At 64.0% G+C, this 25,223-nt stretch carries 26 protein-coding genes and 1 tRNA gene; 19 read left to right on the plus strand and 8 right to left on the minus strand.

All coding sequences use genetic code 11. From position 1 onward, the window contains the following. Nucleotides 1-15 precede the first annotated feature (15 nt). On the minus strand, nt 16-2,073 hold the full coding sequence (locus tag AAE027_RS03940; protein ID WP_370985585.1) for an ATP-dependent helicase: 2,058 nt from the start codon (nt 2,071-2,073) through the stop codon (nt 16-18). Between the two features lie 129 nt (nt 2,074-2,202). Between AAE027_RS03940 and AAE027_RS03945 the strand changes: the two genes are divergently transcribed. Beyond that, entirely contained in the window at nt 2,203-2,793 is a 591-nt protein-coding gene (locus tag AAE027_RS03945) for a TMEM175 family protein (RefSeq protein ID WP_370985587.1), read from the plus strand. 8 nt (nt 2,794-2,801) lie between these two features. On the opposite strand, the gene AAE027_RS03950 is transcribed toward AAE027_RS03945, so the two are convergent. After that, the gene (locus tag AAE027_RS03950) at nt 2,802-3,182 is read right to left on the minus strand and encodes a YciI family protein (RefSeq protein ID WP_370985588.1); all 381 of its coding nucleotides are present in this window, start codon (nt 3,180-3,182) and stop codon (nt 2,802-2,804) included. Between the two features lie 196 nt (nt 3,183-3,378). Between AAE027_RS03950 and AAE027_RS03955 the strand changes: the two genes are divergently transcribed. Next, nucleotides 3,379-3,564 carry a hypothetical protein gene (locus tag AAE027_RS03955; RefSeq protein ID WP_091889314.1) on the plus strand — a complete coding sequence of 62 codons (186 nt, stop codon included), beginning with the start codon at nt 3,379-3,381 and terminating at the stop codon, nt 3,562-3,564. Nucleotides 3,565-3,590: 26 nt separating this feature from the next. Continuing rightward, nucleotides 3,591-3,794 (plus strand): hypothetical protein, encoded by a 204-nt coding sequence (locus AAE027_RS03960; protein ID WP_370986042.1) that lies wholly within the window; start codon nt 3,591-3,593, stop codon nt 3,792-3,794. A gap of 221 nt (nt 3,795-4,015) precedes the next feature. Here the strand turns inward: AAE027_RS03960 and AAE027_RS03965 are convergent, their stop codons facing one another. Next, nucleotides 4,016-4,474, minus strand: a complete 459-nt coding sequence (locus AAE027_RS03965; RefSeq protein ID WP_370985589.1) for a type I pantothenate kinase — start codon at nt 4,472-4,474, stop codon at nt 4,016-4,018. A gap of 401 nt (nt 4,475-4,875) precedes the next feature. Between AAE027_RS03965 and AAE027_RS03970 the strand changes: the two genes are divergently transcribed. Further along, nucleotides 4,876-4,949 (plus strand) — tRNA-Gly (locus tag AAE027_RS03970). A 240-nt stretch (nt 4,950-5,189) separates the two neighbouring features. Here AAE027_RS03970 and AAE027_RS03975 read toward each other — a convergent pair. Further along, nucleotides 5,190-6,080, minus strand: coding sequence for a LysR substrate-binding domain-containing protein (locus AAE027_RS03975; RefSeq protein WP_370985590.1), 891 nt, complete (start codon nt 6,078-6,080; stop codon nt 5,190-5,192). Between the two features lie 205 nt (nt 6,081-6,285). On the opposite strand from AAE027_RS03975, the gene dctA reads away from it, so the two are divergent. The 7 genes from dctA to AAE027_RS04010 all read left to right on the plus strand — a co-directional run bounded on the left by dctA (nt 6,286) and on the right by AAE027_RS04010 (nt 11,454). Next, nucleotides 6,286-7,620 carry a C4-dicarboxylate transporter DctA gene (dctA, locus tag AAE027_RS03980; protein WP_370985592.1) on the plus strand — a complete coding sequence of 445 codons (1,335 nt, stop codon included), beginning with the start codon at nt 6,286-6,288 and terminating at the stop codon, nt 7,618-7,620. 21 nt (nt 7,621-7,641) lie between these two features. Further along, on the plus strand, nt 7,642-8,142 hold the full coding sequence (locus AAE027_RS03985; RefSeq protein ID WP_370986043.1) for an ureidoglycolate lyase: 501 nt from the start codon (nt 7,642-7,644) through the stop codon (nt 8,140-8,142). Nucleotides 8,143-8,169: 27 nt separating this feature from the next. Next, nucleotides 8,170-9,009, plus strand: coding sequence for a bifunctional allantoicase/(S)-ureidoglycine aminohydrolase (locus tag AAE027_RS03990; protein ID WP_370986044.1), 840 nt, complete (start codon nt 8,170-8,172; stop codon nt 9,007-9,009). A gap of 173 nt (nt 9,010-9,182) precedes the next feature. Then, nucleotides 9,183-9,635 carry a DUF2231 domain-containing protein gene (locus tag AAE027_RS03995; RefSeq protein WP_091889220.1) on the plus strand — a complete coding sequence of 151 codons (453 nt, stop codon included), beginning with the start codon at nt 9,183-9,185 and terminating at the stop codon, nt 9,633-9,635. Then, nucleotides 9,632-10,969, plus strand: a complete 1,338-nt coding sequence (locus AAE027_RS04000) for a PQQ-dependent sugar dehydrogenase (protein ID WP_370985594.1) — start codon at nt 9,632-9,634, stop codon at nt 10,967-10,969. Before AAE027_RS03995 ends, AAE027_RS04000 begins: the two co-directional genes overlap by 4 nt. Before the next feature lie 69 nt (nt 10,970-11,038). Continuing rightward, complete coding sequence (locus tag AAE027_RS04005; RefSeq protein ID WP_091889217.1) at nt 11,039-11,242, plus strand: hypothetical protein; 204 nt, start codon at nt 11,039-11,041, stop codon at nt 11,240-11,242. Between the two features lie 41 nt (nt 11,243-11,283). After that, entirely contained in the window at nt 11,284-11,454 is a 171-nt protein-coding gene (locus AAE027_RS04010; RefSeq protein ID WP_370985595.1) for a hypothetical protein, read from the plus strand. Nucleotides 11,455-11,474: 20 nt separating this feature from the next. Here the strand turns inward: AAE027_RS04010 and AAE027_RS04015 are convergent, their stop codons facing one another. Further along, nucleotides 11,475-11,621 carry a hypothetical protein gene (locus tag AAE027_RS04015; protein ID WP_370985596.1) on the minus strand — a complete coding sequence of 49 codons (147 nt, stop codon included), beginning with the start codon at nt 11,619-11,621 and terminating at the stop codon, nt 11,475-11,477. A 194-nt stretch (nt 11,622-11,815) separates the two neighbouring features. Here AAE027_RS04015 and AAE027_RS04020 point away from each other — a divergent pair, with 194 nt between their 5' ends. From AAE027_RS04020 to AAE027_RS04045, 6 genes are all read left to right on the plus strand, one after another. Further along, complete coding sequence (locus tag AAE027_RS04020; RefSeq protein WP_370985597.1) at nt 11,816-13,213, plus strand: MFS transporter; 1,398 nt, start codon at nt 11,816-11,818, stop codon at nt 13,211-13,213. Between the two features lie 122 nt (nt 13,214-13,335). Beyond that, nucleotides 13,336-14,163 (plus strand): 3-oxoadipate:acetyl-CoA acetyltransferase, encoded by an 828-nt coding sequence (locus tag AAE027_RS04025; protein ID WP_091889213.1) that lies wholly within the window; start codon nt 13,336-13,338, stop codon nt 14,161-14,163. A gap of 133 nt (nt 14,164-14,296) precedes the next feature. Continuing rightward, nucleotides 14,297-15,502, plus strand: coding sequence for an MFS transporter (locus AAE027_RS04030; protein WP_370985599.1), 1,206 nt, complete (start codon nt 14,297-14,299; stop codon nt 15,500-15,502). A gap of 175 nt (nt 15,503-15,677) precedes the next feature. Further along, a complete protein-coding gene (locus tag AAE027_RS04035; RefSeq protein ID WP_370985600.1) occupies nt 15,678-16,907 on the plus strand; it encodes a CaiB/BaiF CoA transferase family protein in 1,230 nt (409 codons plus the stop codon). 164 nt (nt 16,908-17,071) lie between these two features. Continuing rightward, complete coding sequence (locus AAE027_RS04040; RefSeq protein ID WP_091889205.1) at nt 17,072-17,287, plus strand: hypothetical protein; 216 nt, start codon at nt 17,072-17,074, stop codon at nt 17,285-17,287. Nucleotides 17,288-17,376: 89 nt separating this feature from the next. Then, nucleotides 17,377-17,766 (plus strand): RidA family protein, encoded by a 390-nt coding sequence (locus AAE027_RS04045; protein ID WP_370985602.1) that lies wholly within the window; start codon nt 17,377-17,379, stop codon nt 17,764-17,766. A 346-nt stretch (nt 17,767-18,112) separates the two neighbouring features. On the opposite strand, the gene AAE027_RS04050 is transcribed toward AAE027_RS04045, so the two are convergent. Beyond that, nucleotides 18,113-18,775 (minus strand): TetR/AcrR family transcriptional regulator, encoded by a 663-nt coding sequence (locus AAE027_RS04050; protein ID WP_091889201.1) that lies wholly within the window; start codon nt 18,773-18,775, stop codon nt 18,113-18,115. A gap of 215 nt (nt 18,776-18,990) precedes the next feature. On the opposite strand from AAE027_RS04050, the gene AAE027_RS04055 reads away from it, so the two are divergent. Next, nucleotides 18,991-20,226 (plus strand): acyl-CoA dehydrogenase family protein, encoded by a 1,236-nt coding sequence (locus tag AAE027_RS04055; RefSeq protein WP_370985604.1) that lies wholly within the window; start codon nt 18,991-18,993, stop codon nt 20,224-20,226. 158 nt (nt 20,227-20,384) lie between these two features. Beyond that, nucleotides 20,385-21,443: a phosphotransferase family protein gene (locus AAE027_RS04060; RefSeq protein ID WP_370985605.1), complete on the plus strand. Its 1,059-nt coding sequence runs from the start codon at nt 20,385-20,387 to the stop codon at nt 21,441-21,443. Between the two features lie 684 nt (nt 21,444-22,127). Here the strand turns inward: AAE027_RS04060 and argE are convergent. Both argE and AAE027_RS04070 read right to left on the minus strand, forming a co-directional pair. Then, nucleotides 22,128-23,300 carry an acetylornithine deacetylase gene (argE, locus tag AAE027_RS04065; protein ID WP_370985606.1) on the minus strand — a complete coding sequence of 391 codons (1,173 nt, stop codon included), beginning with the start codon at nt 23,298-23,300 and terminating at the stop codon, nt 22,128-22,130. Between the two features lie 1,092 nt (nt 23,301-24,392). After that, nucleotides 24,393-25,178 (minus strand): SDR family NAD(P)-dependent oxidoreductase, encoded by a 786-nt coding sequence (locus AAE027_RS04070; protein ID WP_091894792.1) that lies wholly within the window; start codon nt 25,176-25,178, stop codon nt 24,393-24,395. Nucleotides 25,179-25,223 lie beyond the last annotated feature (45 nt).

Consider the following 25,223-nt stretch of genomic DNA (forward strand, 5'->3'; position numbering starts at 1 on the left):
GCTGGCCTCTTGTGTTTACCGCCACATCCCGCGCATCTTCGCGCCGATATCGATCTTCGGGCCCTGCGCCGCGGTGCGGGCTGCGCCGGCGGCGGCCTTCGGCCAGGCGGTGCGCTCGAACAGATAGACCAGCTGCTCCGGGATGAAGCGGGTGCGCGAGGCGTAGACGTGGCGGTCGCCCTTGGCGGCCTGGCCGTGGACGAAGAAGCGCTGGGGCACCACGAGGTGGAGATCGTCCTTGGCGCGCGTCATCGCGACATAGAGCAGGCGGCGCTCCTCCTCGATCTCGGCGCTGGTGCCGGCGCCGAGGTCGGACGGCATGCAGCCGTCGACGACGTTGAGCACGAACACCGACTTCCACTCCTGGCCCTTGGCGGAATGGATGGTGGAGAGGATCAGGTAGTCCTCGTCGCGCAGGGACGGCCCGGATTTGTCGCTGGTCGCATCGGGTGGATCGAGCGTGAGCTCGGTCAGGAACTTTTCGCGCGAGGCATATCCGCTCGCGATCTGCTCGAGCTGCATCAAATCGGCGCGCCGCGTCTCGGCATCCTCGTGGATGCGGTCGAGATGCGGCTCGTACCACAGCCGCACGCGTTCGAGATCGACCGGCCATTCCGAGTAGCGCAAATTCTGGGTCGTGCGGACGAAGTCGGTCCAATCGGAGCCGGCGCGAGCTGGCACCGGAAGCTGGCCGAGCGCGGCGAGCGGATCGGTGCTCTCCGCCATCTGGTCCAGCACGCGCTGCGCGGTTGCGGGTCCGATGCCGGGCAACAGATGCAGGATGCGGAAGCCCGCGACGCGGTCGCGCGGGTTTTCGGCGAAGCGCAAGAGGGCCAGAACGTCCTTGACGTGCGCGGCATCGAGGAATTTCAGCCCGCCGAACTTGACGAAGGGGATGTTGCGGCGGGTCAGCTCGATCTCCAGCGGCCCGGAATGCGAGGAGGTCCGGAACAGCACCGACTGATGCTTGAGCAGCGCGCCTTGCTCGCGATTGACGAGCACCTGTTCGACGATGTAGCGGGCCTGGTCGGCCTCGTCGTGCACGGTGACGAGCTGCGGCTTGTGCGTCGAGGTGCGGTCGGTCCAGAGATTCTTGGTGAAGCGCTCGCGCGCAAGGCCGATGACGCCGTTGGCCGCCGCCAGCACCGCTTGGGTCGAGCGGTAGTTGCGGTCGAGCGTGATCATCTCGGCGCGGGGCGAGAAGCTCTGCGGAAACTCCAGGATGTTGCGCACGGTGGCCGCGCGGAACGAATAGATCGACTGTGCGTCGTCGCCGACCACGGTGAGCCCGCGTCCATCAGGTTTCAGCGCCAGCAGGATCGAGGACTGCAGGCGGTTGGTGTCCTGGTATTCGTCGACCAGCACGTGATCGAAGCGGCCGCCGATCTCTTCCGCGATCAGCGCATCGCTCATCATCTGCGACCAGTAGAGGAGAAGATCGTCGTAATCGAGCACATGCTGGGCCTGCTTGGCCTCGACATAGGCCGCGAACAGGCCTTTCAGCTCGGCGGCCCAGCCGGCGCACCAGGGATAATGCACCCCTAACACCTTCTCGATCTCCATCTCGGCATTGACGCAGCGCGAGTAGATCGACAGGCACGTGCCCTTGGCGGGGAAGCGGCTCTCGGTCTTCGACAACCCGCGCTCGTGCCGGACCAGGTTCATCAGGTCGGCGGAGTCCTCGCGGTCGTGGATGGTGAAGGCGGGATCGACGCCGATGCGCTCGGCATATTCGCGCAAGAGCCGCGCACCGATGCCGTGGAAGGTGCCGGCCCAGGTGAGCGCATCGCGCATGATCGCCGCGTTGTTCTCGCCCAGCACTTTTCGGGCGATGCGCTCGACCCGGCCGGCCATCTCGGCCGCGGCGCGGCGGGAGAATGTCATCAACAGGATGCGGCGCGGATCGGCGCCTGCGACGATCAGATGCGCGACGCGGTGGGCGAGCGTGTTGGTCTTGCCGGAGCCGGCACCGGCAATGACGAGCAGGGGGGCGCCCACGGTCGTGCCTTCGGCCACGCCATGCTCGACAGCGCGGCGCTGCTCCGCATTGAGCGTGTCCAGATATGTCGCCACGAATCGCCCCGGTGAAAGGATGAGAGTCGGCGATCCCGTCGCGAATCGCAATGCAGCTGGACGAAACCGGGTTTAGGATTTAGGGGGAAAGACGGCCCGAAGTTCCAGCCCGAGGAACGCGTCCCTGGCATGACCGAGCTCAAGCCCGACCAGTTCGAGATGCGGCGGCTGGAATCGCTCAGCAACACCATTTTTGGTGTCGCCATGACGCTGCTCGCCTACGACCTGCCCAAGGCCGCGGTGTTCACCAGCGCCCCCGGCTGGAGCGATCTTGCCCATGTCTATTCCGGTAAGCTCGCCGGCTTTGCGCTCAGCTTCATCATCGCCGGCGTGTTCTGGATCAGCCATCACCGGCGCCTTGCGCGCCAGCCCATCGGCAGCCGCGGCGCGGTGATCCTCAATTTGTTCTTCCTGCTCTCGATCGTGCTGCTGCCGGTGACCAACGGCCTCTACACCAATTATGGCATGAGCAACGCGGTGGCGGTGCTCTACGGCCTGCACCTGACCGCGATCGCCGGCCTCAATGCCTGGCTGTGGTGGACCATCCTGGGCGGCTGGCGCCACGAGATCATGGCCTCGATGTTTCCGCTGCTCGTGTTCATTCCGGGCACGATCGTTGCCGCGTTCGCGCCGCATGTCGCGCCCTTCGTCTGGTTCATCGCCTTTGGCGGGCTCGTGATCCAGCGCTTCACCATCGCGCGGTCCAGATTAGACCCGTAGACGGCACCTCACGGGGATGTCGCGCCGAACCCGTCGGCTGGCACATAAAGCTTGACTGGGCGGATTTCGTAGACCGCCGTCGGATTGACCGCACGCAGCTTCCGCGCCGCCGCGATCGCCTCATCCTCGGTGGCGCATTCTATCAGGTGAAAGCCCAGAAGCTGCTCCTTGGTCTCGGCAAACGGGCCGTCCAGCACCATGCCCGCGCCGGGGCCCCGCAAGGTGCGAGCCTTCCGGGTCTCATCCAGACGGGCCGCCGGCCCAAACTGTCCGCTCGCCCTCAGGGGCGCCTGAACCTCGATGACTTTGGCGACGACCGCGGCGTCCTCCTCCGGCGTCCAGGACAAGACCTCGTCTTCCACGTGATAGGCCAGGATGGCGTACAGCATCGTCACCTCTTTTTTCTGCGCAAGCCCCAAGGACGTAGCACGGCAGCCCGTGCCGACAATCCCGAAGCAAAATATTGCGCGGCCGGCAAGCGACGAAACCGTCCTGAAACCCGATTGCGGCCGTGCCGTGTGAACGCCGCCGGAACTGATCGCGACTGATGACCACAAACAACAAAGGTTATTGCTGGAGGCGGCTATGTCGGGTCACACCATCAAGATCATCTGCGACGCGCGTCGGGCGGGGCAATCGGAGCCGGCCGATCTGCACGACCAGGCCGGCCATCACCGCTATTACGGCAGCTCGGCCGAGAACGGCGGCGAGCGGATCGTGGAGAGCCGGCGCGGCAAACGCCCGCGTGCGCTCAACATCTGCGGCTTCTAAAGCCGTCGATGAGACCGTGGTTCAACATGGCCGTCCTGCAAATATCGATTGCGGCGATGCCGTTCCTGCTCTCGCTGGCGAGCCGGACCGGCAAGGCGATCGCGCCGTGCTTGCTTGCGAGCATCTTCACTGTGCTCCTCTCCGGAGAGCCCCACCGCGCCGTCATAGCCTGGTGCGTCGGCATGCTGATTGCCTCCGTGGCATTCCGTGAGCGGCTCCGCACGAGCTGAGCCGGCAAGCAGTCCCGATCCTCCCAATCAAGGCAAATCTGAAAAGGAAAAGGCGCGGCGGGGAGGCCCCGTCGCGCCCGATTTCTTGCTCGCTGGTCCAGGGCTGAGAGCGCCCCGATGCCAAGCTTTGTCTAGAGCTTAGCGGGCGATCCCAGCGAGGTGACAGCGCTTGAGGAGAGGGAGTCGGCTCAGAAGCAGTTGGCGGAGTTGGACGCCGGCGCTTAGTCGTCTTCCGGCAGCAAAAGGATCAAGTCGGCCGCCTCGCGCGGCCGAAATTCTTTGTGGTAGACGTCGAGTTCGGCGGCGAGGTTTCCTGCGTCGTGGTCTTCGGGGCGCTCCACGTAGATCGTGAAGTCTGGCTTCACGTTCAGCCGCGACAGCAGTTTCAGCACGGTCGCGCCCTCGATGATCACTGGGTTTGGATACGCGCCACCGATGCGGTGTTCGATGACGCGGGCTACCTCATCTTCTCTGTGAACGATGCCACCCCGATTGGGGATGATGAACATGTCCGTCTCGACCAGCGAGACGTTGAACTGCCAGGCAAGGTATCTCCCGAGCGTGGTCTTCCCTGAGTGCGGCCACCCGCCGATCGCGATGACCTTTCCGTCTCTCGCATCAAGCACCGGCTCAAGTGCGGCAACTGCTTGCGCATATTGTGGGTACTCGGTGTGACGCATGCTCCTGGCCCTTGGCATCATCCTTATAGACGAAACCAGCGCGTCGATCACTCGACGCGCTGGCTCATCGCTAGTCCAAAGCCTTGGGCGCTCATTGGGCGCAATAGCGCGTGAAAACCCGTGTTCTGGACTGTAGTTCGATGATGTGGTCCAGGGCCTAACTCTTTGAGATCGTTAGAACCGATGATCCAGAGTGAAGGTCCGGGAGCCTATAATTTTGCAACACTGGATCACCTCCTTTCGTTGGTTTCGGGAGATTCCAATATAGGTTGTAAGGCCGCCGCTGTTAAGGGCAGGCCGATCGGCCGGAACCGAGGCCTGTTCGTAAGGCCGGCAAGCTGCGAAAAGTCACCGTCGCGGCAGTTGAGACCGCCGTCCGGCCGTGTTAGGGAGCCCCTGATGCGGGTGTAGCTCAATGGTAGAGCAGCAGCCTTCCAAGCTGAATACGAGGGTTCGATTCCCTTCACCCGCTCCAATGTTCTCAACAGCTTAGCTTGCCAAGGACGTTTCATTCCGACACGTCGCGCTTCGCCGATGTGCGCGTCTTGTTTCGTCTCCCTCGTCGTCTCGCAGATCGTCCGCCATCGCTCGTCGACGACCAGCGGCATTTGCCCTGGGCCTTCGGCATGACGGCCACAGACGTGGTCAAAGAAAACTATCGCAATGGTCTGAGCAGGGGCGCCCCTGCCGGCATGATCGATGACGTGGGCCTGGCTCAGGCTCTTCGGTGGTTGAGGTATCGAAGAGCGAGCCTGATGAAATTGTGCACCACCATCGACGTCTCGTCCTCCCTGAACACCAGAAACACATCGGCCGTGGGCGGCGAAGGCCTGATCGGGCGGAATACAATGTCGGTGGTTGTGAACCGCGCAATCGACTGGGGCACGAGTGCCACACCAAAACCTGCGGCAATCAGACTTGGGATCGACTGGGCGTCGACGACTTGCTGGGAAACCTTTGGAAGGAAGCCGGCGTCGACACAGCACTTCTGCACGTAGCGGGCGAAATCCGAGCTGTCCGGATCCAGGACGACGTGATCCTCGGAAGCGAGATCACCGAGGGCAATGCGCTTGCGGTGCGCCAGCCGATGGGTGCGGGGCACGGCCAGGACGACCTCTTCGCGCCACGCCAGCTTGCTGGTCAGGTCGCGCTCGGCGGGAATACCGCGAATCAGGCAGATGTTGGTGGTCCGGCCGAGGAGCGCCGCGATCTGCAGCGCCGGCGCCTGCTCATGCACGGTCATCTTGACCAATGGTGCGACCTTCCGGTAGGCCGCGAGCAGCTCGGCGAGACGCCCGCGCAGGATCGAGCCGGTCGCCCCGACATCCAGCGTTCCGACCAAGCCGGCGCCTATCGACCGGACCTCGTCTTCGGTGGCTTTGACCTGCTGCAGGATCGCGCGCCCCCGCACCAGCATGGCTTCGCCGGCCTGCGTCATCTCCACCCTGCGGCTGGTCCTGTAGAGAAGCTGGGTCCCGAGTTCGGCCTCGAGCGCCTGGATATGTTGGCTGAGCGGCGGCTGCGAGAGGTTCAGCCGTCGGGCGGCGAGGGTGAAGCTGCGCTCTTCGGCAACCGCGATGAAGTACCGGAGCTGGCGCAGATCCATAGTGAAGCCCTATCAATCGTGTCGTTCTATATATTGGACTTGGCGGCGAGGCTGGTCAACGAATGACCGGCGGAGACCTCGCGCGTTCTGCCGCGACCGAATGGCTCCGTCCGCGGCGACTTCACGTCGCCGCCAACGATAAAAGTGGCGAAGGCTAAAGGCCGACCAAGCCAGACAAATGGAAGCCCAGCGAGCGAGGAAAGCCATGCCCAAGATTTTCAAGTCACTCTTCTTCCAAGTGGTCGTCGCACTTCTGGCCGGTATCGCTCTCGGCATGGCCTATCCGGACACCGCATTGCAGATGAAGCCCCTGGGCGACGGCTTCATCAAGCTGATCAAGATGCTGGTGCCCGTCATCGTGTTCTGCGTGGTGGTGCAGGGAATATCGGCGGCCGGCGACCTTTCAAAGGTTGGAAGAGTCGGCATTCGCTCGCTGCTCTATTTCGAGATCGTCACCACCATCGCCCTGATGTTCGGCATTGCGCTTGCTTATTATTTCCAGCCCGGCGCCGGAATGAACATCGATCCGAGGACGTTGGACGCCAAGGCGCTCAGCGGATTCAGCCAGACCGCGGCACAGGTCGCCGGCGGGGGCGTCTCCGAATTCCTGATGAAGCTCATCCCGTCGACCATCGTCGGTGCCTTCAGCTCCGGCGATGTTCTGCAGGTCCTGATCGTGTCGATCATGTTTGGCTGCGCCATGTCGTTGTGCGGCGAGCGCGCGAAGCCAGTCGTCGATTTCGTCGAGCGGGTGAACGAGATCATCTTCAAGATGATGAACTTCGTCGTCCGGCTCGCCCCGCTCGGAGTCTTCGGTGCGATCGCCTTCACTGTCGGCAAGTATGGCATCGGTTCGCTCAAGCAGCTCGGGGGACTGGTTGCCCTGTTCTATCTGGCGGTGTTCTTCTTCGTGGTCATCGTGCTCGGCGCGATCATGCGGCTGTCGGGCTTCAGCCTGTTCAAGTTGCTCGTCTATCTGCGCGAAGAGCTGATGATCGTTCTCGGCACGGCCGCAGGCGACAGCGTGCTTCCGCAGACCATGCGCAAGCTCGAACAGCTCGGGATCAAGCGGTCGACGGTCGGTTTGGTCATCCCGACAGGGTACTCATTCAATCTGGATGCCTTCTCGATCTACTTGACCTTGGCGGCGGTCTTCATTGCCCAGGCGACGAACACGCCGCTTGCCACGGGCGATCTCCTGGCGATCCTCGGCATCGCGCTGCTCACCTCCAAGGGGGCTCATGGCGTCCCGGGCTCGGCCATTGTCGTCCTCGCGGCGACGCTGGCTGCCATCCCGGCCATCCCGGCGATCGGACTGGTGCTGATCTTGTCGGTGGACTGGTTCATCGGCATCGCCCGTGCGCTCGGCAACTATGTCGGAAACTGCGTTGCCACGGTCGTCGTGGCCTCGTGGGAGGGGGACCTCGATCGCGCGAAGGCGCATCGCATCCTCGATGGTGAGGTCGTTCCTTCCAGCGAGGACGTGCAGATCGATCCGGCCGGCGCGAACGCTCCCGTCGCGGGTCTGCAGACGCTTTGAACGCAGAGGCATTGGTTGACGATGGCGACACTCTCGATTGAGCCGTTGACGAGGCAGGCGTTCGCTCCGTTCGGAGAGGTCGTCGAAACGGAAGGGTTGACGGCCCTGTCGATCAACCAGGGATATGCCGAGCGCTACAACGAACTCGCTACTATCGATGTCGGCGCGGAAGGCGGACAAATCAACATCAGCTGGTTTGTCGCCTCTGCGCGGCCCGCGCCGATCGCCATTCGCCTGATGGAGCGCCATCCACTTGGAAGCCAGCTGTTCATGCCCTTGAACGGAGGGGACTGGCTGGTCGTCGTTTGCACGGACCCGCACACACAATCGAGCTATCGGGCGTTCGCTGCCAAGGGCAACCAAGGCGTGAATTATGCCCGAAACTGTTGGCACCACCCGCTTCTGGTTCTCAAGGACGCAAGCGCGTTCCTCGTCGTCGATCGCAAGGGTGGTGGTGACAATCTCGAAGAATATTGGCTGGACGAGACGATGCAACTCGATCTCAGGACAGCCGCAAGCTGACCCCGGTAACGACCACGAGGCTTGATGATGTCATCGCAAACCTATCACATCCCCCAAGGGGGCCTTCCGCCCCAGACGGATCTTCTGAGTAGCCGGGCGGTCTTTACGAACGCCTACGCCGTCATCCCCAACGGCGTGCAGCGCGATATCGTCGTCAGCCACCTGCCGCACTGGGACGGCACGCGCGTCTGGGTGCTGGCGCGACCGCTCTCCGGATTCGCCGAGACGTTCTCCCATTATCTTATGGAGATCGCGCCGGGTGGAGGAAGTGAAGTTCCCGAGCCGGACAAAGACGCCGAGGGCGCGTTGTTCGTCGTGGGCGGCAGGTTGGTCCTGACATTGGCGGACAGGGAGCGTGAGCTCAGGCCCGGCGGCTTCGCCTATCTGCCACCTGGCTGCGCCTGGAGCATTCGCAACCGGGACCAGAGCCCGGCACAGCTTCACTGGATCCGCAAGCTGTATCAGCGCGTGCCAGGATTGGCCGAGCCCGAGGCGATCGTGACCCATGCAGACTCGGTTGAACCGGTAGCGATGCCGGGCACCGAGGGAAGGTGGGCAACCACGCGCTTCATCGATCCGGCCGACATGCGGCATGACATGCACATCAATATCGTCACGTTCGAGCCGGGTGCGACGATCCCCTTTGCAGAGACGCACGTCATGGAGCACGGATTATATGTCCTCGAGGGCAAGGCCGTGTACCGTCTCAATCGGGACTGGGTCGAGGTCGAGGCCGGAGACTATATGTGGCTGCGCGCCTTCTGCCCGCAGGCGTGCTACGCAGGAGGCCCCGGTCGGTTTCGCTATCTGCTTTACAAGGACGTCAACCGGCACATGAATCTGCGGCAGGGAGCTCCGCTGATCTAACTTCGAGTAGCGTTGGCTTCGGGTAGCGCCCGACAAATCCGGCCCGGACGGCCGGCTTCCACGCGGCGCGGCTGCCGACATGGAGGCGCGCCCGCACGATCGATCCGCCCAGGAACCATCACCGCAAGCACGAGTTGGCCGGTCGGGCAGGCGAAAGTCACACGAGGCCGACCGTGCAAGACGACATGCGCGTCCGTTCCACGGCGCAGATCGCGGGTCATCCGATTCACCCGATGCTGGTGCCGATCCCGATCGTGTGCTTCATCGGGGCGCTGTTCACCGACATCGCCTATGTCGCGAGCGCCGAGATCATGTGGGCGGATTTTTCCGCCTGGCTCCTGCTCGTCGGCGTCATCTTCGGCGTGCTCGCGGCCATCGCAGGCCTGACCGATTTCCTCGGCAACCGCCTGGTGCGGACGCAAGCGCCGGCCTGGCCGCATCTGATCGGCAACGCCGTGGCGCTGGTCCTTGCGATCTTCAACACGATGATTCACATGCGCGATGCCTGGACCTCGGTGTGGCCAACCGGGCTCGTGCTTTCGGCACTGACCGTCCTGATCCTGCCCGTCACCGGCTGGCTCGGGTGGGCCATGGTCTATCGCCACGGTGTGGGAGTTGCGCGATGAAGTTCTCCGTTGCCCGCGCGCTGTTGTGCTCTTCGTTGCTGTGTCTGGCCGGCTGCAATGACGGCAGCGGCGATCCGAAGGCGCAAATCGGCGCCAATCCGACGCTGCCGGAGATCCAGCAATATCTGCTGCCGCCGGTCCACATCGCCCGCATTGTCGGCTGGAAGAAGGACGAGACGCCGGCCGTTGCGCAGGGCTTGCAGGCCAAGGCGTTTGCGACCGGCTTGCAGCATCCGCGTTTCCTCTACGTGCTGCCCAACGGCGACGTGCTGGTGGTGGAATCCAAGGCGCCGAAGGGGGCCGCGATCAAGCGGCCCAAGGAGATCGTCATGGGATATATCGAGTCCTGGGCGACATCGGGCGGCGGCGACACCGGGCCGGGTAACCGCATCACGCTGCTGCGTGACAGCAACGGCGACGGCGTGCCTGATACGCAAAACGTGTTCCTCGACCATCTCAACTCGCCGTTCGGCGTCGCGCTGGTCGGCAACGATCTCTATGTCGCCAACGCCGACGCGATCGTGAAATATCCCTACACCGAGGGCGACACCAAGATCACCGCACCCGGCACGGTGTTGACGCCGCTGCCGGGCGGGCCGATCAATCATCATTGGACCAAGAGCCTGGTCGCGAGCCCCGACGGCTCAAAGCTCTATGCCGGCGTCGGCTCCAATAGCAACATCACCGAAAACGGCATGGAGGCCGAGCATAATCGCGCCGCGATCCTCGAGGTCGACCGTGCCAGCGGCCGATGGCGCATCTTCGCAAGCGGCCTGCGCAATCCGAACGGCCTCAGCTTCGAGCCGCAGACCGGCGCGCTGTGGACGGTGGTGAACGAGCGCGACGAGATCGGTCCCGATCTCGTGCCCGACTACATGACGTCGGTGAAGGACGGCGGCTTCTACGGTTGGCCTTACAGCTATTTCGGCCAACACGTCGATCCCCGCGTCAAGCCAGAGCGGCCGGACCTCGTCGCCAAGGCGATCGTGCCGGACTATGCCCTGAGCTCGCATGTCGCCCCGCTCGGGATGGCTTTCAGCACCAGCACGAGTCTGCCGGACGCCTATCGCAATGGCGCCTTCGTCGGTGAGCACGGCAGTTGGAACCGGCAGGTGCTGAACGGCTACAAGGTCGTGTTCGTGCCGTTTGCGGACGGCAAGCCGAGCGGGCCGGCGCAGGATGTCGTGACCGGCTTCCTCAACAGCGATAACAAGGCGCGCGGACGTCCCGTCGGCGTCGCCATCGACAAGACCGGCGCGCTGCTGGTGGCCGACGACAGCGGCAACACGGTGTGGCGGGTGACGGCGGCGCATTCGCAGCTGACGCAACGTTAAGCGCGCCGGCGCGTTATCGGGCAGACGGTCTCTGAACGCCAAGCCAAACGCCAAGCCAGGAGTTGGACCATGGGCCTTGCTCAATATGCCATCGTGCCGGTGCAGGACGAGTGGGGCGTGCTGCACGACGGCGACGTCAAGAGCAGATACGCCACCAAGGAAGCCGCATTCGAGTCGGCGGTTGCCGCGGCATCCCTGGCCCTTCGCGAGGGACATGAAGTCCATGTCAGCGTGCCCGGTCGCGAAGCCGGCGAGACCGCACTCGGCGTCTAGAGCCCGGGGACGCGGAATAGCATTCGAGATAAGGAGGCCGAATGACCAAGCCTCGCGAGCAGAATGGCGTCGAGCCGCCGCTGTCCGAAGACGACATCCAGCGCGAGCAGCTCGGCCCGCGCGGCGTGCCCGGCGCGCCCGACCCGGCCAGGATGACCCCGCAGCGCGACAAGAAGACGCCGAAGCACATCGAGCCAGGCCATACCGCATGACACGGATCGGCGGCTCATGATCAGACGATCAACCGCCCGCACCGCGCGGCAATCCCAACCGCAACCTCGGCACAGGCGTTGAAATCGAGACGGCCGGCTTCGATGCCATCGGGCGTGCCGGCCGCCAGTCCGCGCGCATAGCCGCTGCCCGGGCGTTCGCCCGGCATAACATCATGTTAGGTTTATCGCATAACTGGGTAATTGTGTTAGCCCGGCGAAAGCCTATTGTCGCCTCCAATCAGACACGACCGGCAGTGACAAGCGCTCGCGAAACTCCGCAGAGCGCCCGGAGATTGCTGCCCAATTTTCCAACGAAGCCCGCCAACGGGCCGGCAGCAAACCAGATTGGGAGGATTTTGAGATGGTCACGACGCGCGCGATCCATGACATGACTCAGTCCAGGAAGGCTGCCGCAAGCGGCTGGATTGGGTCGGCTCTCGAATATTATGACTTCTTCATCTACGCGACAGCCGCCTCGCTGATCTTCCCGCAGATATTCTTCCCGTCGGACAATCCCACCGCCGCAATCGTCGCGTCGCTGGCGACCTATGGCGTCGGCTACGTGGCGCGGCCGATCGGTGCTTTCGTGCTCGGACATTGGGGAGATACCCACGGGCGCAAGACCGTGCTCATCGTCTGCATGTTCCTGATGGGCATCTCGACCATGGCCGTTGGCCTTCTGCCGACCTATCAGCAGGTTGGCATCCTGGCGCCGGTCCTGCTCGTCATCCTGCGCCTCGTGCAGGGATTTGCCGTTGCCGGTGAAATCTCCGGCGCGAGCTCGATGATCCTGGAGCACGCGCCGTTCGGCCGGCGCGGCTTTTATGCAAGCTTCGCGCTCCAGGGCGTACAGGCCGGACAGATTCTCGCTGCAGCCGTCTTCCTGCCGCTGGCGGCCTATATGCCGACCGACGCGTTCAACAGCTGGGGCTGGCGGATTCCGTTCCTGCTCAGCTTCTTCGTCATCGTCGCCGGCTACATCATTCGCCGCGAAGTCGACGAAACGCCTGCTTTTGCCCGAGAGGACGAGCGGGGAGAAACGCCACGGGCTCCGATCGTCCAGGCCATCAAGCTGAGCTGGCCCGACATGCTGCGGGTCATCTGCATGGCGCTCATGAATGTCATTCCGGTCGTTGCGACCATCTTTGGGGCGGCGTACGCGGTCCAGCCGGCCTATGGCATCGGCTTTGCCAAGGACGTCTATCTGTGGATCCCGGTGCTCGGAAACATGCTGGCCGTGTTCGTCATTCCCTTCGTCGGCCATCTCTCCGACAAGGTCGGCCGCAAGCCCCCGATCATCGTGGGCGCGCTGCTCTCCGGCCTGCTCGCCTTCGGCTATCTCTATGCCATCAGCATCAGGAACGTGCCGCTCGCGATCCTCCTGTCGCTCCTGATGTGGGGCGTGGTCTATCAGGGCTACAACGCGATCTTCCCGAGCTTTTACCCGGAGCTCTTTCCGACGCGCACCCGCGTGTCGGCGATGGCGATCTCGCAGAACATCGGCACGACCATCACGGCATTGCTTCCTGCCCTGTTTGCGACCGTGGCTCCTCCCGGCTCGACCAACATTCCCTTGACGGTGGGGGCGATCGCCTTCGGCATCACCGTCATCGCGGCACTGGCGGCCGTCACGGCGCGCGAAACCTATCGGATCAGCATCGAGGATCTCGGTAATCCCCAGGCCGTTCCGATGGCGCAGGCCGATTATGAGCGGCAGCGTGCTGAGGCCGCGAGCGGTGCCACCGCAATTCCGACCTGATCCGGACGGAACAAGGCCATGCCGCTGCAATTGACGAAGGTTGCAGCGGCAGGGCTTCACGCATAGCGTGACTGGCTACTCGAACTTTGTGCGCGCGAGCGCTGGAATCATGAGGTTGTTGGATGAACCCCGCTGTCGTTGCTGTCGCGATCACCGGCTCCGTTCCGCGCAAGAAGGACAATCCGGCGGTCCCCATCCTGCCGTCCGAGCAGATCGAATCGACGCAACAAGCCTTCGAGGCCGGCGCCACGCTTGCGCATATCCATGTTCGAAACGATGACGAGACGCCATCCTCCGACCCCGAGCGATTTGCCCTGGTGCAGGAGGGGATCAGGAAGCATTGTCCGGGCATGATCGTCCAGTTCTCGACCGGCGGGCGGGGCCGCGATCCCTCTGCGCGCGGCTCAGCGCTTTATCTCAAGCCCGACATGGCCTCGCTCTCCACCGGATCAGTGAACTTTCCGACGATAGTTTACGAGAACAGCGCCGCGCTGGTCGAAACGCTCGCCACGAGCATGAAGGCGAATGGCATCCGGCCGGAAATCGAGATCTTTGATTTGTCGCATCTGCATGGCGCCCGCCGCCTGATCGAGGCGGGCCTGATCGACCAGCGTCCGCACGTGCAGTTCGTCATGGGCGTCAAGAACGCAATGCCGGCGGACGAACATGTCCTCGACATCCTGTTGGGAGAGCTCAGGCGGCTGATCCCGAAAGCAACCTGGACCGCAGCCGGAATCGGGCGCCATCAAGCCGAGGTCATGGGCTGGGCGCTCGCGCGGGGCGCCGACGCGGTTCGCACCGGGCTCGAGGACAATATCAGGATCGACAAGACGCGCCTGGCCGCCAGCAACGCAGAGCTGGTGGCCATCGCGGCCGAGGCTGTCGCACGGCACGGCCGGCGCGTCGCGACCGCGACTGAGGCGCGATCCTTGCTCGGGATCGCAGGGTAGGGCGACCGTCCACCGGTCGACATGCTCCCGGCTGCCTCCTGCCATTCGGCGGCCGGCGTTCCCGTGCGCCGAGTCTCCCGGTATGACGGGGGCACAGGCGCGATCTGCGCCTGGCGGGCAGGCGATATTTGGAATGCGGTTCTTGAAATCTGACAGCAGGCTCATCGGGGTCCTGCTGGTGCTCGCGACCACGCAGCTGGTCGGATGGGGCACGATCGGGCTTCCCGCCATCATCGGGCGCGACCTTGCGGCGGACCTCGGCATGAGCCTGCCGGCGGTGTTCGCGGGGACATCCGTTCTCTATGTCTCGATGGGACTGTGCGCTCCCTGGCTCGCCAAGTCGTTTGCGCGGCATGGCGCGCGGACGGTCATGATGATCGGCACGGTCGTCACCGTGCCGGGCTTCGTGCTGCTGTCCTTCGCGCGCGAGCCGATGCTCTATTTCGCCGCCTGGATCGTGCTCGGCATCGCCGGCAGCGCCACCTTGTCGACCGGCGCCTATATCATGCTGAACGAGGTTGCCGGGCGGCAAGCCAAGAGCGCGATCGGCGCGCTCATGCTGGTGACGGGATTGTCCAACAGCATCTTCTGGCCGGCCACGTCGTTCCTGAGCGGCCACCTCGGCTGGCGTGGAACATGCCTCGTCTATGCCGCCACGTTGATCCTCGTTTCGCTTCCACTCTATGCGTTCGCGGCTCCGCGCCGGAGAGGCGCGGAAGGCGATGGCGGTGCGCCGGCCAAGCCTGAGGATGCGCCGCCAATTGCGCGGAGCACGTTCCGTCTCGTCGTTGCCGCGATCACCCTCAATGCCTTCGTCAATTTCGGCCTTTCCGCCATTCTCATCGAGCTGCTCCGGGCGGAGGGGTTGGCGCCGGCCCAGGCCATCGCCTTCGGCTCGATGCTCGGTGTGATCCAGGTCAGCGCTCGCGGGCTGGACTTCCTCGGGGGCGGGCGATGGGACGGCATCACGACCGGCCTCGTCGCAGGCACGGCCTTGCCGGTGGCGATGCTGCTGCTGATGATGAGCGAGGGCACGACCTGGGCAGTCGCGGTCTTCATCCTGCTCTATGGCGCCGGCGGCGGCGCAATGGCGGTGGCGCGGGCGACCATCCCGCTGGTGTTCTACGACCAGGCCGAGTTCGCCAAGGCCATGTCGATGATCGCGCTGCCGCTCAATCTCGCATCCGCAATCTCGCCGCCGCTCCTCGTCGGCTTGCTCACGGAGTTCGGCAGCCGCGGCGCCCTCGGTCTCACCTTCGTCTGCTCCTGTGCGACCGTGCTGATCCTGGTCCTGCTCGGCCGGCGCCGGCCGCGAATTGTCGCCGCAGCCCTGACCTAAGAAAAAATATTCGCCGTGCGGAATTCGACGTCCACAGCCGATGCTGTCGCCGGGCAGGGGATGGCCGTATGCCGCCAGTGCAGTGCTCGGAGCCCGAAAATAGTGTATCGGCAAGGTGCGCGGCCAGAGCTTCGAGCCGCCGCGCCAAGATTCCAGTTCCCCGGAGGAAATCGACATGTCGGCCTTGCCGCTTTCAGGCATCAAGATCCTTGACCTCACCCGCGTGCTCGCCGGTCCCCTGTCGGCCCAGATGCTGGGGGACCTGGGTGCGGAGGTCATCAAGATCGAGCGGCCGGGCACCGGCGACGACGCGCGCGCCTTCGGCCCACCTTACCTCGCCGATCCCGAAGGCAAGGCGAACAACAACAACTCGTTCTACCTCTGCGCCAACCGTAACAAGAAGTCGGTCACGGTCAACATCGCCAAGCCGGAGGGGCAGGCGATCATCCGCGAGCTCGCCAAGGACGTCGACGTCTTCATGGAGAACTACAAGGTCGGCGATCTCAAGCGCTACGGCCTCGACTATGAATCAATCAAGGCGATCAATCCCGGCATCATCTATTGCTCGGTGACCGGCTTCGGCCAGACCGGCCCATACGCGCCGCGCGCCGGCTATGACGCCATCCTGCAGGCGATGGGCGGCCTGATGAGCGTCACCGGCCATATCGACGGCGAGCCGGGCGAGGGCCCGATGAAGGTCGGTCCCTCGATCGTCGACTACATGACCGGCATGAACTCATCGATCGGGATTCTCTCGGCGCTCTACCATCGCGACGCCAATGGCGGGGCGGGACAGCACATCGACGTCTGTCTGTTCGATACCGTGATTGCCTCGCTCAGCCACTGGCTCCAGATCTACCTCGTCAACGGCAAGACGCCGCCGCGCCGCGGCACCTGGGGCAATGGCGGCATGCCGGCCGGCGTGTTCCGCTGCACCGACGGCGAGCTGATGCTGGTGGTCGGCAATGACGGCCAGTTCCAGCGCACCTGCGCTGTGCTCGGCGAGCCCGAGCTCGCCAGCGACAAGCGCTTCATCAAGAACAACGACCGCGTCGTGCACGGCAAGGAGATCATGGCGATCTTCGCCGGTCTGTTCCTGAAGAAGCCGGTGGCCTATTGGCTGGAAAAGCTCGAGGAGGCCGGCGTGCCCTCAGGGCCGATCAACAATTTCGAGCAGGTGTTTTCCGATCCGCACGTCCAGTCGCGCGGCATGCGGGTGAAGGTCAACCATCCCTTCGAGCCCGATCTGTCGCTGGTCCGCAACGCGCTCACTTTGTCCGAGACCCCGATCAAGGACTACCGCGCGCCGCCGCTTCTGGGCGAGCACACCCAGGAGGTGCTCACCGGCAAGCTCGGCTATGATGCCGGCAAGATCGAGACGCTGAAGCAGCAGGGCATCATTTAGCGCGCGGGGGGCGGCGGTCGCGACCGCGGATGAGGCCCGTGCGATGCTCGGGCTTGCCTGAAGCTTGCCCGCAATCCCCAGATAATCCCGGTCCGTAGTCGCACAGGCTTTCGCCGCGCGCCCGATTCTGATCCGATCTCTCCACTTGAGCGGGAGGGAAGCGAATGTCCTACACGATCGGGTTCCAGGCCAAGAACCAGAAGGGAATTCTGGCGACCGAGGCGGCGACCGCAAATCAGGCCGTCGCCATCATTGCCGCGCTGCGGCAAAGTTCCGATGAGATCAAGTTCATCCGTTCACCCCAGGAAGGCGAGATGGGCATCGAGATGCTGCTGCTGCTCGCCAAGGAAGAGGCCGAGGAGATGCCGCAGCGGGTCTAGGGCCCGCCACACTTCGATCGAAAGCGAACCATGCCGGCTGCAATATGATGTAGCACGGCGCCGTCTCGCTCGAACCGAAGGTGGCCGCCATGAAACGCGAAGCGCTCCGCCTCGAACCGATCTCGACGTTTCTCGACCGTTGGAAGGCGCCGACTTCGCCGGTGACGCGTGCAGGCAACATGATCTTCGTCGCCGGCCTGCCGCCGTTCGATCCGGCGACGGGCGAGATCGCCCCAGTTCCGATCGAGCGGCAGAGCGAGCTCGTGATGGAGCAGATGAAGCTGTGCCTTCAGACGGCCGGCGCCTCGCTCGACAACGTCATGAAATGCAATGTCTGCACATCGACGAAGCATTTCGCCGCCTTCAACACCGTCTATGCGCGCTACTTCCCGCTCGATCCGCCGGCGCGGATCTTCGTCTGCACGCCGGAATGGTTCGGTCCCTTCGACGTCGAGATCGACTGCATCGCGATGATGTGAGGGGCGATCCTTTCGCTTCTCCCCGCAAGCGGTAGGGCTATCGCATATGGCGTGAATAATGCTTCGGCATCGGCAGTGGGCTCCTTCTCCCGCTTGCGGGGGAGGGCGGGGGTGGGGGTGCCTCCCGCGTCGGGATTGTCGAGAATTGCGGAGGCGATCCCAGTGCGGTGAGAGCCCTCACCCGCCGCGCTCGGGACGATGCTTCGCATCGCCCGGGACGCGTCGGCCTCTCCCGCAAGCGGGAGAGGCGGAGCAAACTCGCGGGTGGTCCCCGCGAAATGCATATGCGATAGCCCTACCGCAAACGGGGCGAGGGAGCGCAGCGTCGGTGTGGCTACCTTTTCGACTAACGCGCCGCCACCTTTGACGACACCTTCGTCTCGGTCCGTCCCGCCGTCAGCGCCATCGTCGCGACGCTGACGACGCGGGCGACCACGTCCTCGACGTCGTCGAGATCGCATTTGCCTTCCGACAGCTTCGTCAGCCGCTCGCTCTCGCGGATGGTGTGGTGCGCCATGGCGAGCGCGAAGTTCAGGCCCCAGTAGATCTCGACGTCGCTGCGCTCGGGCAGGGATCTCCGCATCGCGCCGGCGAATTTGCGCAAATGGTCGATCTCGCGGTTCTTGATGCGGCGGATCGGCGGCACGGATTCGATCGAGGCGCGGATCATGAAACGTGCCGCGGTGGAGCGCTGGTTCTCGGGGCCGAGGCAGCCGCGCAAGGTGGGGCCGACGAGCGCGCGCAAAATCACCTCGATCGGCGCGCGCCCGCCGCCTTGTTCCTCCGCCGCCTTCAGTTCGCGCAGGCGCTCGCGATTGGTCGCGATCGAGCGCGTGACGAACAATTCCGCGATCAATTCATCCTTCGAGCCGAAATGATAGTTCACCGCGGCCAGATTGACATTGGCCTCCGCGACGATGTCACGGAGCGTCACGTCGCCGAAGCCGCGATCGGCGTAGAGCCGTTCGGCGGCGGCGAGAATGGCAGACCTCGTATGATCGCTGGCCATGAGTGCCCTGGATGGGGGGAGTTGCAATTCAAACAGTTGTATGAAACTATCGTTTGAAGGCCGGAAATGTCAATCCGTAATCGGGACTCGTTCGCAACTTGCGATTCCGTTCCGAGGCGGCCGCAACGCACGCGCATTCGCGCTTGCGGGTCGCGCGCGGCAGCACGACAGTCCGGCGCAAGAGATTGTTCAAAGAGCAAGACGAGGAGCGTCCTATGGATTTCGATCTGTCGCCCAAGCAGAAGGAATGGCTCGACCGCGTGCAGTCCTTCATGGCCACGCACGTGCGCCCGGCGGTGCCGATCTACGACCAGCAGGACAAGAGCGGCGACCGCTGGAAGGTGATCCCGGTCCTGGAAGACCTCAAGAAGAAGGCCAAGGCCGAGGGCCTCTGGAACATGTTCCTGCCGCCGTCGGAGCATGAGGATGACGAATTCCGCGGCGCGGGACTGACCAATCTCGAATATGCGCTGCTCTCGGAAGAGATGGGCCGCATCACCTGGGCCTCGGAGGTGTTCAACTGTTCCGCGCCCGACACCGGCAACATGGAAGTGTTCATCCGTTACGGCTCCAAGGAGCAGAAGCGCAAATGGCTGCGCCCGCTGATGGACGGCGAGATCCGTTCCGCCTTCCTGATGACGGAACCGGCGGTGGCCTCGTCGGACGCCACCAACATCGAGACCCGCATCGAGAAGGACGGCGACCACTACGTCATCAACGGTCGCAAATGGTGGTCGTCCGGCGTCGGCGATCCCCGCTGCAAGATCGCGATCCTGATGGGCAAGACCGATTTCAAGGCCGCCAAGCACCAGCAGCAGTCGCAGATCCTGGTTCCGCTCGACACCCCCGGCATCAAGGTCGAGAAGATGTTGCCCGTGTTCGGTTTTGACGACGCGCCGCACGGCCACGCCCAGGTGCTGCTCGAGAACGTGCGGGTGCCGAAGGAGAACATCCTGCTCGGCGAAGGCCGCGGTTTCGAGATCGCGCAGGGCCGTCTCGGCCCGGGCCGCATTCATCACTGCATGCGCACCATCGGCAAAGCCGAGGAGGCGCTGGAGAAGATGGTGAAGCGGCTCGCCTCGCGCACTGCCTTCGGCAAGAGGATCGTCGAGCACTCGGTGTGGGAGCAGCGCATTGGCGAGGCCCGTACCAACATCGAGATGACGCGTCTGCTGTGCCTCAAGGCGGCCGACATGATGGACAAGGTCGGCAACAAGACCGCGCAGGCCGAGATCGCGATGATCAAGGTCGCAGCCCCCAACATGGCGCTGAAGATCATCGACGAGGCGATCCAGGCCTTTGGCGGCGGCGGCGTCTCGGATGAAGCCGGCCTTGCCAAGGACTACGCCCACATCCGCACGCTGCGGCTCGCCGACGGTCCGGACGAGGTGCACAATCGCGCCATTGCCAGACTTGAACTTCGGAAGTATGCAAACTCTCCAAGTCACTAAACAAGTCATCGAGAGGGAGAGCCGGACGGCGCTTCCGACTTGAAGACACGACAGGGCATGATCCGCGTCGGATGACCGCTTGACGCAAGTGCGCCAGTGGTTACCGATTAGGATCATGCTCGACCTGAAAAGGTCAGGACTGAAGAGGGAGCGTCATCGTGGCTGACGGCGTCAGGAAAGACGAGGAGTTTTCGGGCACCAAGCCGGTCGAGGAGCGGCATCGTTTCGACGAGCTGCGGCTCGAGGCCTGGATGCGCGACAACGTCGAAGGCTATGAGGGGCCGCTGGTCGTCCTCCAGTTTAGGGGCGGCCAGTCCAACCCGACCTATCGGCTCGACACGCCGAACCGTTCCTATGTGATGCGCCGAAAGCCGTTCGGCAAATTGCTGCCTTCGGCGCACGCCGTCGATCGCGAATACCGCGTGATTGCAGCCCTTGGAAAACAAGGCTTTCCGGTCGCGCGCGCCTACGCGCTGTGCCAGGACGACAGCGTCATTGGCGCTGCCTTCTACATCATGTCGATGGAGGAGGGCCGGGTGTTCTGGGATCCGACGCTGCCGAGCCAGGATGCCGATGCGCGGCGCAAGATCTTCACCAGCAAGATCGAGACGCTGGCGCAACTCCACATGTTCGATCCCGTTGCGATCGGCCTTGGCGACTTCGGCAAGCCCGGCAATTATTTCGCGCGACAGATCGACCGCTGGACCAAGCAGTACCGCGCCTCCGAAACCCAGCACATTCCGGAGTTCGAGAAGGTCGCCGAATGGCTGCCGAAGACCGTGCCGGAGCAGGCGCGCGTCTCGATCGTCCACGGCGACTATCGCCTCGACAACATGATTTTCCACGCGACGGAACCGCGCGTGCAGGCGGTGCTGGACTGGGAGCTGTCGACGCTCGGCGATCCCATGGCCGATTTCACCTATCTGTTGATGCAGTGGATCATGCCGGGCTTGCACGGCGTCGATCTCAAGGCGCTCAACATCCCCAGCCTGGAAGAGGCCGCGCAGATCTACTGCAGCGTCACCAAGATGAACGTGCCGGACCTCAACTGGTACTTCTCCTACAATCTGTTCCGCCTCGCCGGCATCACGCAGGGTATCGCGGGGCGCATCCGCGACGGCACCGCCGCGAACGCCAAAGCGCTCGAATCCGCCAAGCGCACCGCGCCGCTGTCGCAAGCGTCGTGGGAATATGCGCAGAAGGCGGGGGCGGTTTAGGAAGAGCGAAGGCGCGGCCGGTGGCCGCGCCTTTTTCATTTGTGGTTGGCCGTCCCCACACCTCCGGTGTCATTGCCCGCGAAAGCGGGCAATCCAGTATTCCAGAGGCAGCAGTGCTTGAGCCGGGAAGCCGCAGCGTATTGGATGCCCCGCTTTCGCGGAGCATGACAGCCGTGATGAGGCGAGCTCGTGCCACTCGTCATTGCGAGCGAAGCGAAGCAATCCAGAGTATCTCCGCAGTAACAGTCTGGATTGCTTCGTCGCAAGAGCTCCTCGCAATGACGAGGAGGTGGGCATCGAGCCCCCTCACTTGCAGCTCCTGTAGGGTGGGCAAAAGCGCGTAGCGCTGTGCCCACCATCTTTCCCCAATCGTGGCGAAAGCGGTGGGCACGCTTCGCTTTGCCCACCCTGTTTCCACAAACTCGGTGTCATTGCCCGCGAAAGCGGGCAATCCAGTATTCCAGAAGCGGCAGTGCTTGAGCCGAGAGGCCGCAGCGTACTGGATGCCCCGCTTTCGCGGAGCATGACAGCCGCGATGAGGCGAGCTCTTACAGCTCGTCATTGCGAGCCACCGGGTCCGCGCGGAGCGCGGCCCGATGACAGGCTCCGCGATCCAGCATATCTCCGCAGTGACAGTCTGGATTGCTTCGTCGCAAGAGCTCCTCGCAATGACGAGGAGGTGGGCTACCCCCTCACACAATGCGCGATCAGCCTCTCGACAAACCCCGCGCATTTCTCCAACTCCGCCATCGCGACGAACTCGTCCGGCGTATGCGCCTGTGCGATCGATCCCGGGCCGATCACCACCGATGGGATATCGGCTATGCTGGCGAACAGGCTGGCCTCGGTGCCGAAGGCGACCTTGGCGTGGTCGTTGCGCCCCGCAAGGCTTTTGGCCAGCGTGACGATGGCGGCATCGGCAGCCGTATCGAGCGCGGGATAGTCGAGGATTTCCTCGAAATCGATGCCGCAATCGGCATTCTTTGCCTTCATCGCCGGCGCGAGCTCGGCCTTGGCCCAGGCGACGATCGCATCGGTGACCTCACGCGATTCCGTGATGCCGATGCCGCGACATTCGAACTCGACTGCACAATGGTCCGGCACGATGTTGAGCGCGGCGCCGCCATGCACGATGCTGGTGAGCAGCGTCGAGTGCGGAACATCGTAGAGGCTGTCCGTTGATCGCGCGGCGGCGAGCTTCACCGCGCGGCGGCGGATCTCGGTGATCAGCTCGGCGGCATATTCGATCGCATTGACGCCGTCGGGCGCGATCGAGGAGTGGCGGGCGAGGCCGCGAAACGTGGCGCGGACACCGTGCTTGCCCTTGTGGCCGATGATGACCTTCATCTGGGTCGGCTCACCGATGAAGGCGCCGAGCGGCTTGACCTTCGTCTTGGCGATTTCGCGCAGCATCGGCCGCACGCCGACACAGCCGATCTCCTCGTCATAGGAGATCGCGAGATGAATCGGCGTCTTGAGCTTCGCCTCCACCATCTCGGGCACCATCGCGAGGCACACCGCGACAAAGCCCTTCATGTCGGTGGTGCCGCGGCCGTAGAGCCTGCCGTCGCGCTCGATGAGCTTGAACGGATCGTGGCTCCAGTCCTGGCCGACGACGGGCACGACGTCGGTGTGGCCCGACAGCACCAGGCCGGGGCGGTCCTCGGGTCCAATGGTGACCCACAGCGAGGCCTTCTTGCCGGTCTCATCGATGATGCGCTCACCCTTGATGCCGAACGCGGCGAGATAGCTTTCGATATGGGCGATCAGGGGCAGGTTGGTGCGGTCGCTGACGGTGTCGAAAGCAACGAGGTCGGCGAGCAGCTTGCGGATACGGTCGGGTCTTGAGCTCTGCATTTTCAGGATCTTGGTAGGAGATTGCGGAAGCCGAGGCGGCTTGCATGAACCATACCAACGTGGTGGCCGGTCGCGCAAATCAACACAGATCCGTAGCCCGGATGGAGCGCAGCGTAATCCGGGACCGCTGTGTCCGCACGGATGGAATCCCGGATTGCGCTGCGCTCCATCCGGGCTACAAGACCTTGCGTTGCCCGTCGGGCAAAACACGCAAGCCGTGGGTCAACGCGCGCCATCCAAAATATTCCCCTTTACCGAAATTCGGAAACGGCGTATGTGTCGCCGCAACCCGGCCCAAGGAAGAGGGGCGTATCGCGATCGTCACGAACGCGGGTCGGGCGGCGGTGGACGTGGACCACACCGGCGCGAAAGGCTTCGCAGGGCGGGCAACCGTGAGCGAAAGCGTCACGCCAACGACAGGTGCGGTTCGCGTACGGCCAAATCGTGTGGTCCTGGCGCCCGGGGTTCTGTGCGCCAAGTCTGGCGGTGATGTGGCGGCCCGACCGGGCGCTCGCATCAGTCATCTGCAAGGCGACGGGGGCAATAGTGCATCGCTCCCCGGGGAGAGCACGACATAAGCCGTTCCAACCACTGCGCAGGGAAGGCCGGGATGTCTCCGGTTGCCCTGTTTCCCCGCTATGCATCGAAGCACACGCAATCTGCTCTCGGCATGGCGGTCCATAGGAGCCAACCGGCTCCCGGTCTTCCCTGCGCCCTCTTTCATTGAGGGCAAGGCACCGAAGCAAAGCTCGGGCGAGCAAGCCGCGAGGATGAGAAGGCGCGTCTGCGATTGAAATGGGATTGATGAGCGACCATGCCGCCTCAAACTCCGTCATTGCGAGGAGCTCTTGCGACGAAGCAATCCAGACTGCCTCCGCCGAGGGATTCTGGATTGCTTCGCTGCGCTCGCAATGACGATGTTGAGGCAGTTGCGCGACAAACTCCGCTCTCGTGCCCCGGACGCAGCGCAGCGCTTCTTAGCGGTGCGCTGCAGAGCCGGGGCCCATGTTGCAGCAGTTGCGCGGCCTGAGGGCTCCCGGCTCTGCGCCGCAGCGTAAACGCCGCGTCGCGTCCGGGACACGAGACCCCTTGCTACACCGGCTTGCCCGTATACGGCATCGATGCCGTGAGACCGCCGTCGACCGGGAACGCCTGGCCGTTCACATACGAGGCCTCGTCGCTGGCCAAAAACAGTCCCATCGCCGCGAGCTCGTGCGGCTGGCCGGGGCGCTTGAGTGGGTTGAGCTGGCCGATCTTGTCTTGGGTGCCGCGCTCCTTGGCGCGGTCGAAGATCGGTTTGGTCATGCCGGTTTCGATCAGGCCCGGGCATACCGCGTTGATGCGCACGCCGGTGCCGGTGAGCGAATAGGCCGTGGTCTGCACCAGGCTGATCACGCCGGCCTTGCTCGCCGCATAGGGATGGCCGCTGGCGCCGGCCTTGAGACCTGCAACGGACGCCGTCAGCACGATCGCGCCGGACTGCTGCCTGACCATGTGCGGCATCGCGTATTTCACCGCGAGGAACGGTCCGATCAAATTGACGCGCAGAATCTCCTGCCAGTGCTCCACCGTCTGCTCGGCGAGCGGAACGAGCCCGCCCGAGACGCCGGCATTGGCCCAGATCACGTCGAGCCGGCCATGCGTCTTCACCGCCTTGTCGATCACGGCGATGACGTCCTTCTCGGAGCCGGCGTCCGCCACCATGGCTTCCGCGACACCGCCGGCCGCCCTGATCTCTTCGACGGTCTCCTTCACCGCCTCGGTGCGATCGACGGCAATGAGCTTTGCGCCTTCCCTGGTGAACAGCAGCGCTGCGGCGCGGCCGATGCCGCTGCCGGCGCCGGTGATGATGACGGATTTGCCTTGCAGGCGGCCCATGCGCTTCTCCCTTTGGCTCGCATCGCGGCCCTTGCCGCGCGACGG

Origin of the sequence: Bradyrhizobium sp. DN3 (assembly GCF_041357655.1) — a bacterium.
Taxonomy (GTDB): Bacteria; Pseudomonadota; Alphaproteobacteria; order Rhizobiales; family Xanthobacteraceae; genus Bradyrhizobium.

Excerpts from the sequence above, each read along its gene's own strand:
- AAE027_RS04025 (WP_091889213.1), top strand. The coding sequence starts at position 13,336 with ATGAACCCCGCTGTCGTTGCTGTCGCGATCACCGGCTCCGTTCCGCGC.
- AAE027_RS03960 (WP_370986042.1), top strand. The coding sequence starts at position 3,591 with ATGGCCGTCCTGCAAATATCGATTGCGGCGATGCCGTTCCTGCTCTCG.
- AAE027_RS04000 (WP_370985594.1), top strand. The coding sequence starts at position 9,632 with ATGAAGTTCTCCGTTGCCCGCGCGCTGTTGTGCTCTTCGTTGCTGTGT.
- AAE027_RS04070 (WP_091894792.1), bottom strand. The coding sequence starts at position 25,178 with ATGGGCCGCCTGCAAGGCAAATCCGTCATCATCACCGGCGCCGGCAGC.
- AAE027_RS03945 (WP_370985587.1), top strand. The coding sequence starts at position 2,203 with ATGACCGAGCTCAAGCCCGACCAGTTCGAGATGCGGCGGCTGGAATCG.
- AAE027_RS04050 (WP_091889201.1), bottom strand. The coding sequence starts at position 18,775 with ATGGCCAGCGATCATACGAGGTCTGCCATTCTCGCCGCCGCCGAACGG.
- AAE027_RS03955 (WP_091889314.1), top strand. The coding sequence starts at position 3,379 with ATGTCGGGTCACACCATCAAGATCATCTGCGACGCGCGTCGGGCGGGG.
- argE (WP_370985606.1), bottom strand. The coding sequence starts at position 23,300 with ATGCAGAGCTCAAGACCCGACCGTATCCGCAAGCTGCTCGCCGACCTC.
- AAE027_RS03975 (WP_370985590.1), bottom strand. The coding sequence starts at position 6,080 with ATGGATCTGCGCCAGCTCCGGTACTTCATCGCGGTTGCCGAAGAGCGC.
- AAE027_RS03965 (WP_370985589.1), bottom strand. The coding sequence starts at position 4,474 with ATGCGTCACACCGAGTACCCACAATATGCGCAAGCAGTTGCCGCACTT.
- AAE027_RS04015 (WP_370985596.1), bottom strand. The coding sequence starts at position 11,621 with ATGCCGGGCGAACGCCCGGGCAGCGGCTATGCGCGCGGACTGGCGGCC.
- AAE027_RS04035 (WP_370985600.1), top strand. The coding sequence starts at position 15,678 with ATGTCGGCCTTGCCGCTTTCAGGCATCAAGATCCTTGACCTCACCCGC.
- AAE027_RS03985 (WP_370986043.1), top strand. The coding sequence starts at position 7,642 with ATGGCGACACTCTCGATTGAGCCGTTGACGAGGCAGGCGTTCGCTCCG.
- AAE027_RS04020 (WP_370985597.1), top strand. The coding sequence starts at position 11,816 with ATGGTCACGACGCGCGCGATCCATGACATGACTCAGTCCAGGAAGGCT.
- dctA (WP_370985592.1), top strand. The coding sequence starts at position 6,286 with ATGCCCAAGATTTTCAAGTCACTCTTCTTCCAAGTGGTCGTCGCACTT.
- AAE027_RS04005 (WP_091889217.1), top strand. The coding sequence starts at position 11,039 with ATGGGCCTTGCTCAATATGCCATCGTGCCGGTGCAGGACGAGTGGGGC.
- AAE027_RS04040 (WP_091889205.1), top strand. The coding sequence starts at position 17,072 with ATGTCCTACACGATCGGGTTCCAGGCCAAGAACCAGAAGGGAATTCTG.
- AAE027_RS03950 (WP_370985588.1), bottom strand. The coding sequence starts at position 3,182 with ATGCTGTACGCCATCCTGGCCTATCACGTGGAAGACGAGGTCTTGTCC.
- AAE027_RS04055 (WP_370985604.1), top strand. The coding sequence starts at position 18,991 with ATGGATTTCGATCTGTCGCCCAAGCAGAAGGAATGGCTCGACCGCGTG.
- AAE027_RS04030 (WP_370985599.1), top strand. The coding sequence starts at position 14,297 with ATGCGGTTCTTGAAATCTGACAGCAGGCTCATCGGGGTCCTGCTGGTG.
- AAE027_RS03990 (WP_370986044.1), top strand. The coding sequence starts at position 8,170 with ATGTCATCGCAAACCTATCACATCCCCCAAGGGGGCCTTCCGCCCCAG.
- AAE027_RS04045 (WP_370985602.1), top strand. The coding sequence starts at position 17,377 with ATGAAACGCGAAGCGCTCCGCCTCGAACCGATCTCGACGTTTCTCGAC.
- AAE027_RS04010 (WP_370985595.1), top strand. The coding sequence starts at position 11,284 with ATGACCAAGCCTCGCGAGCAGAATGGCGTCGAGCCGCCGCTGTCCGAA.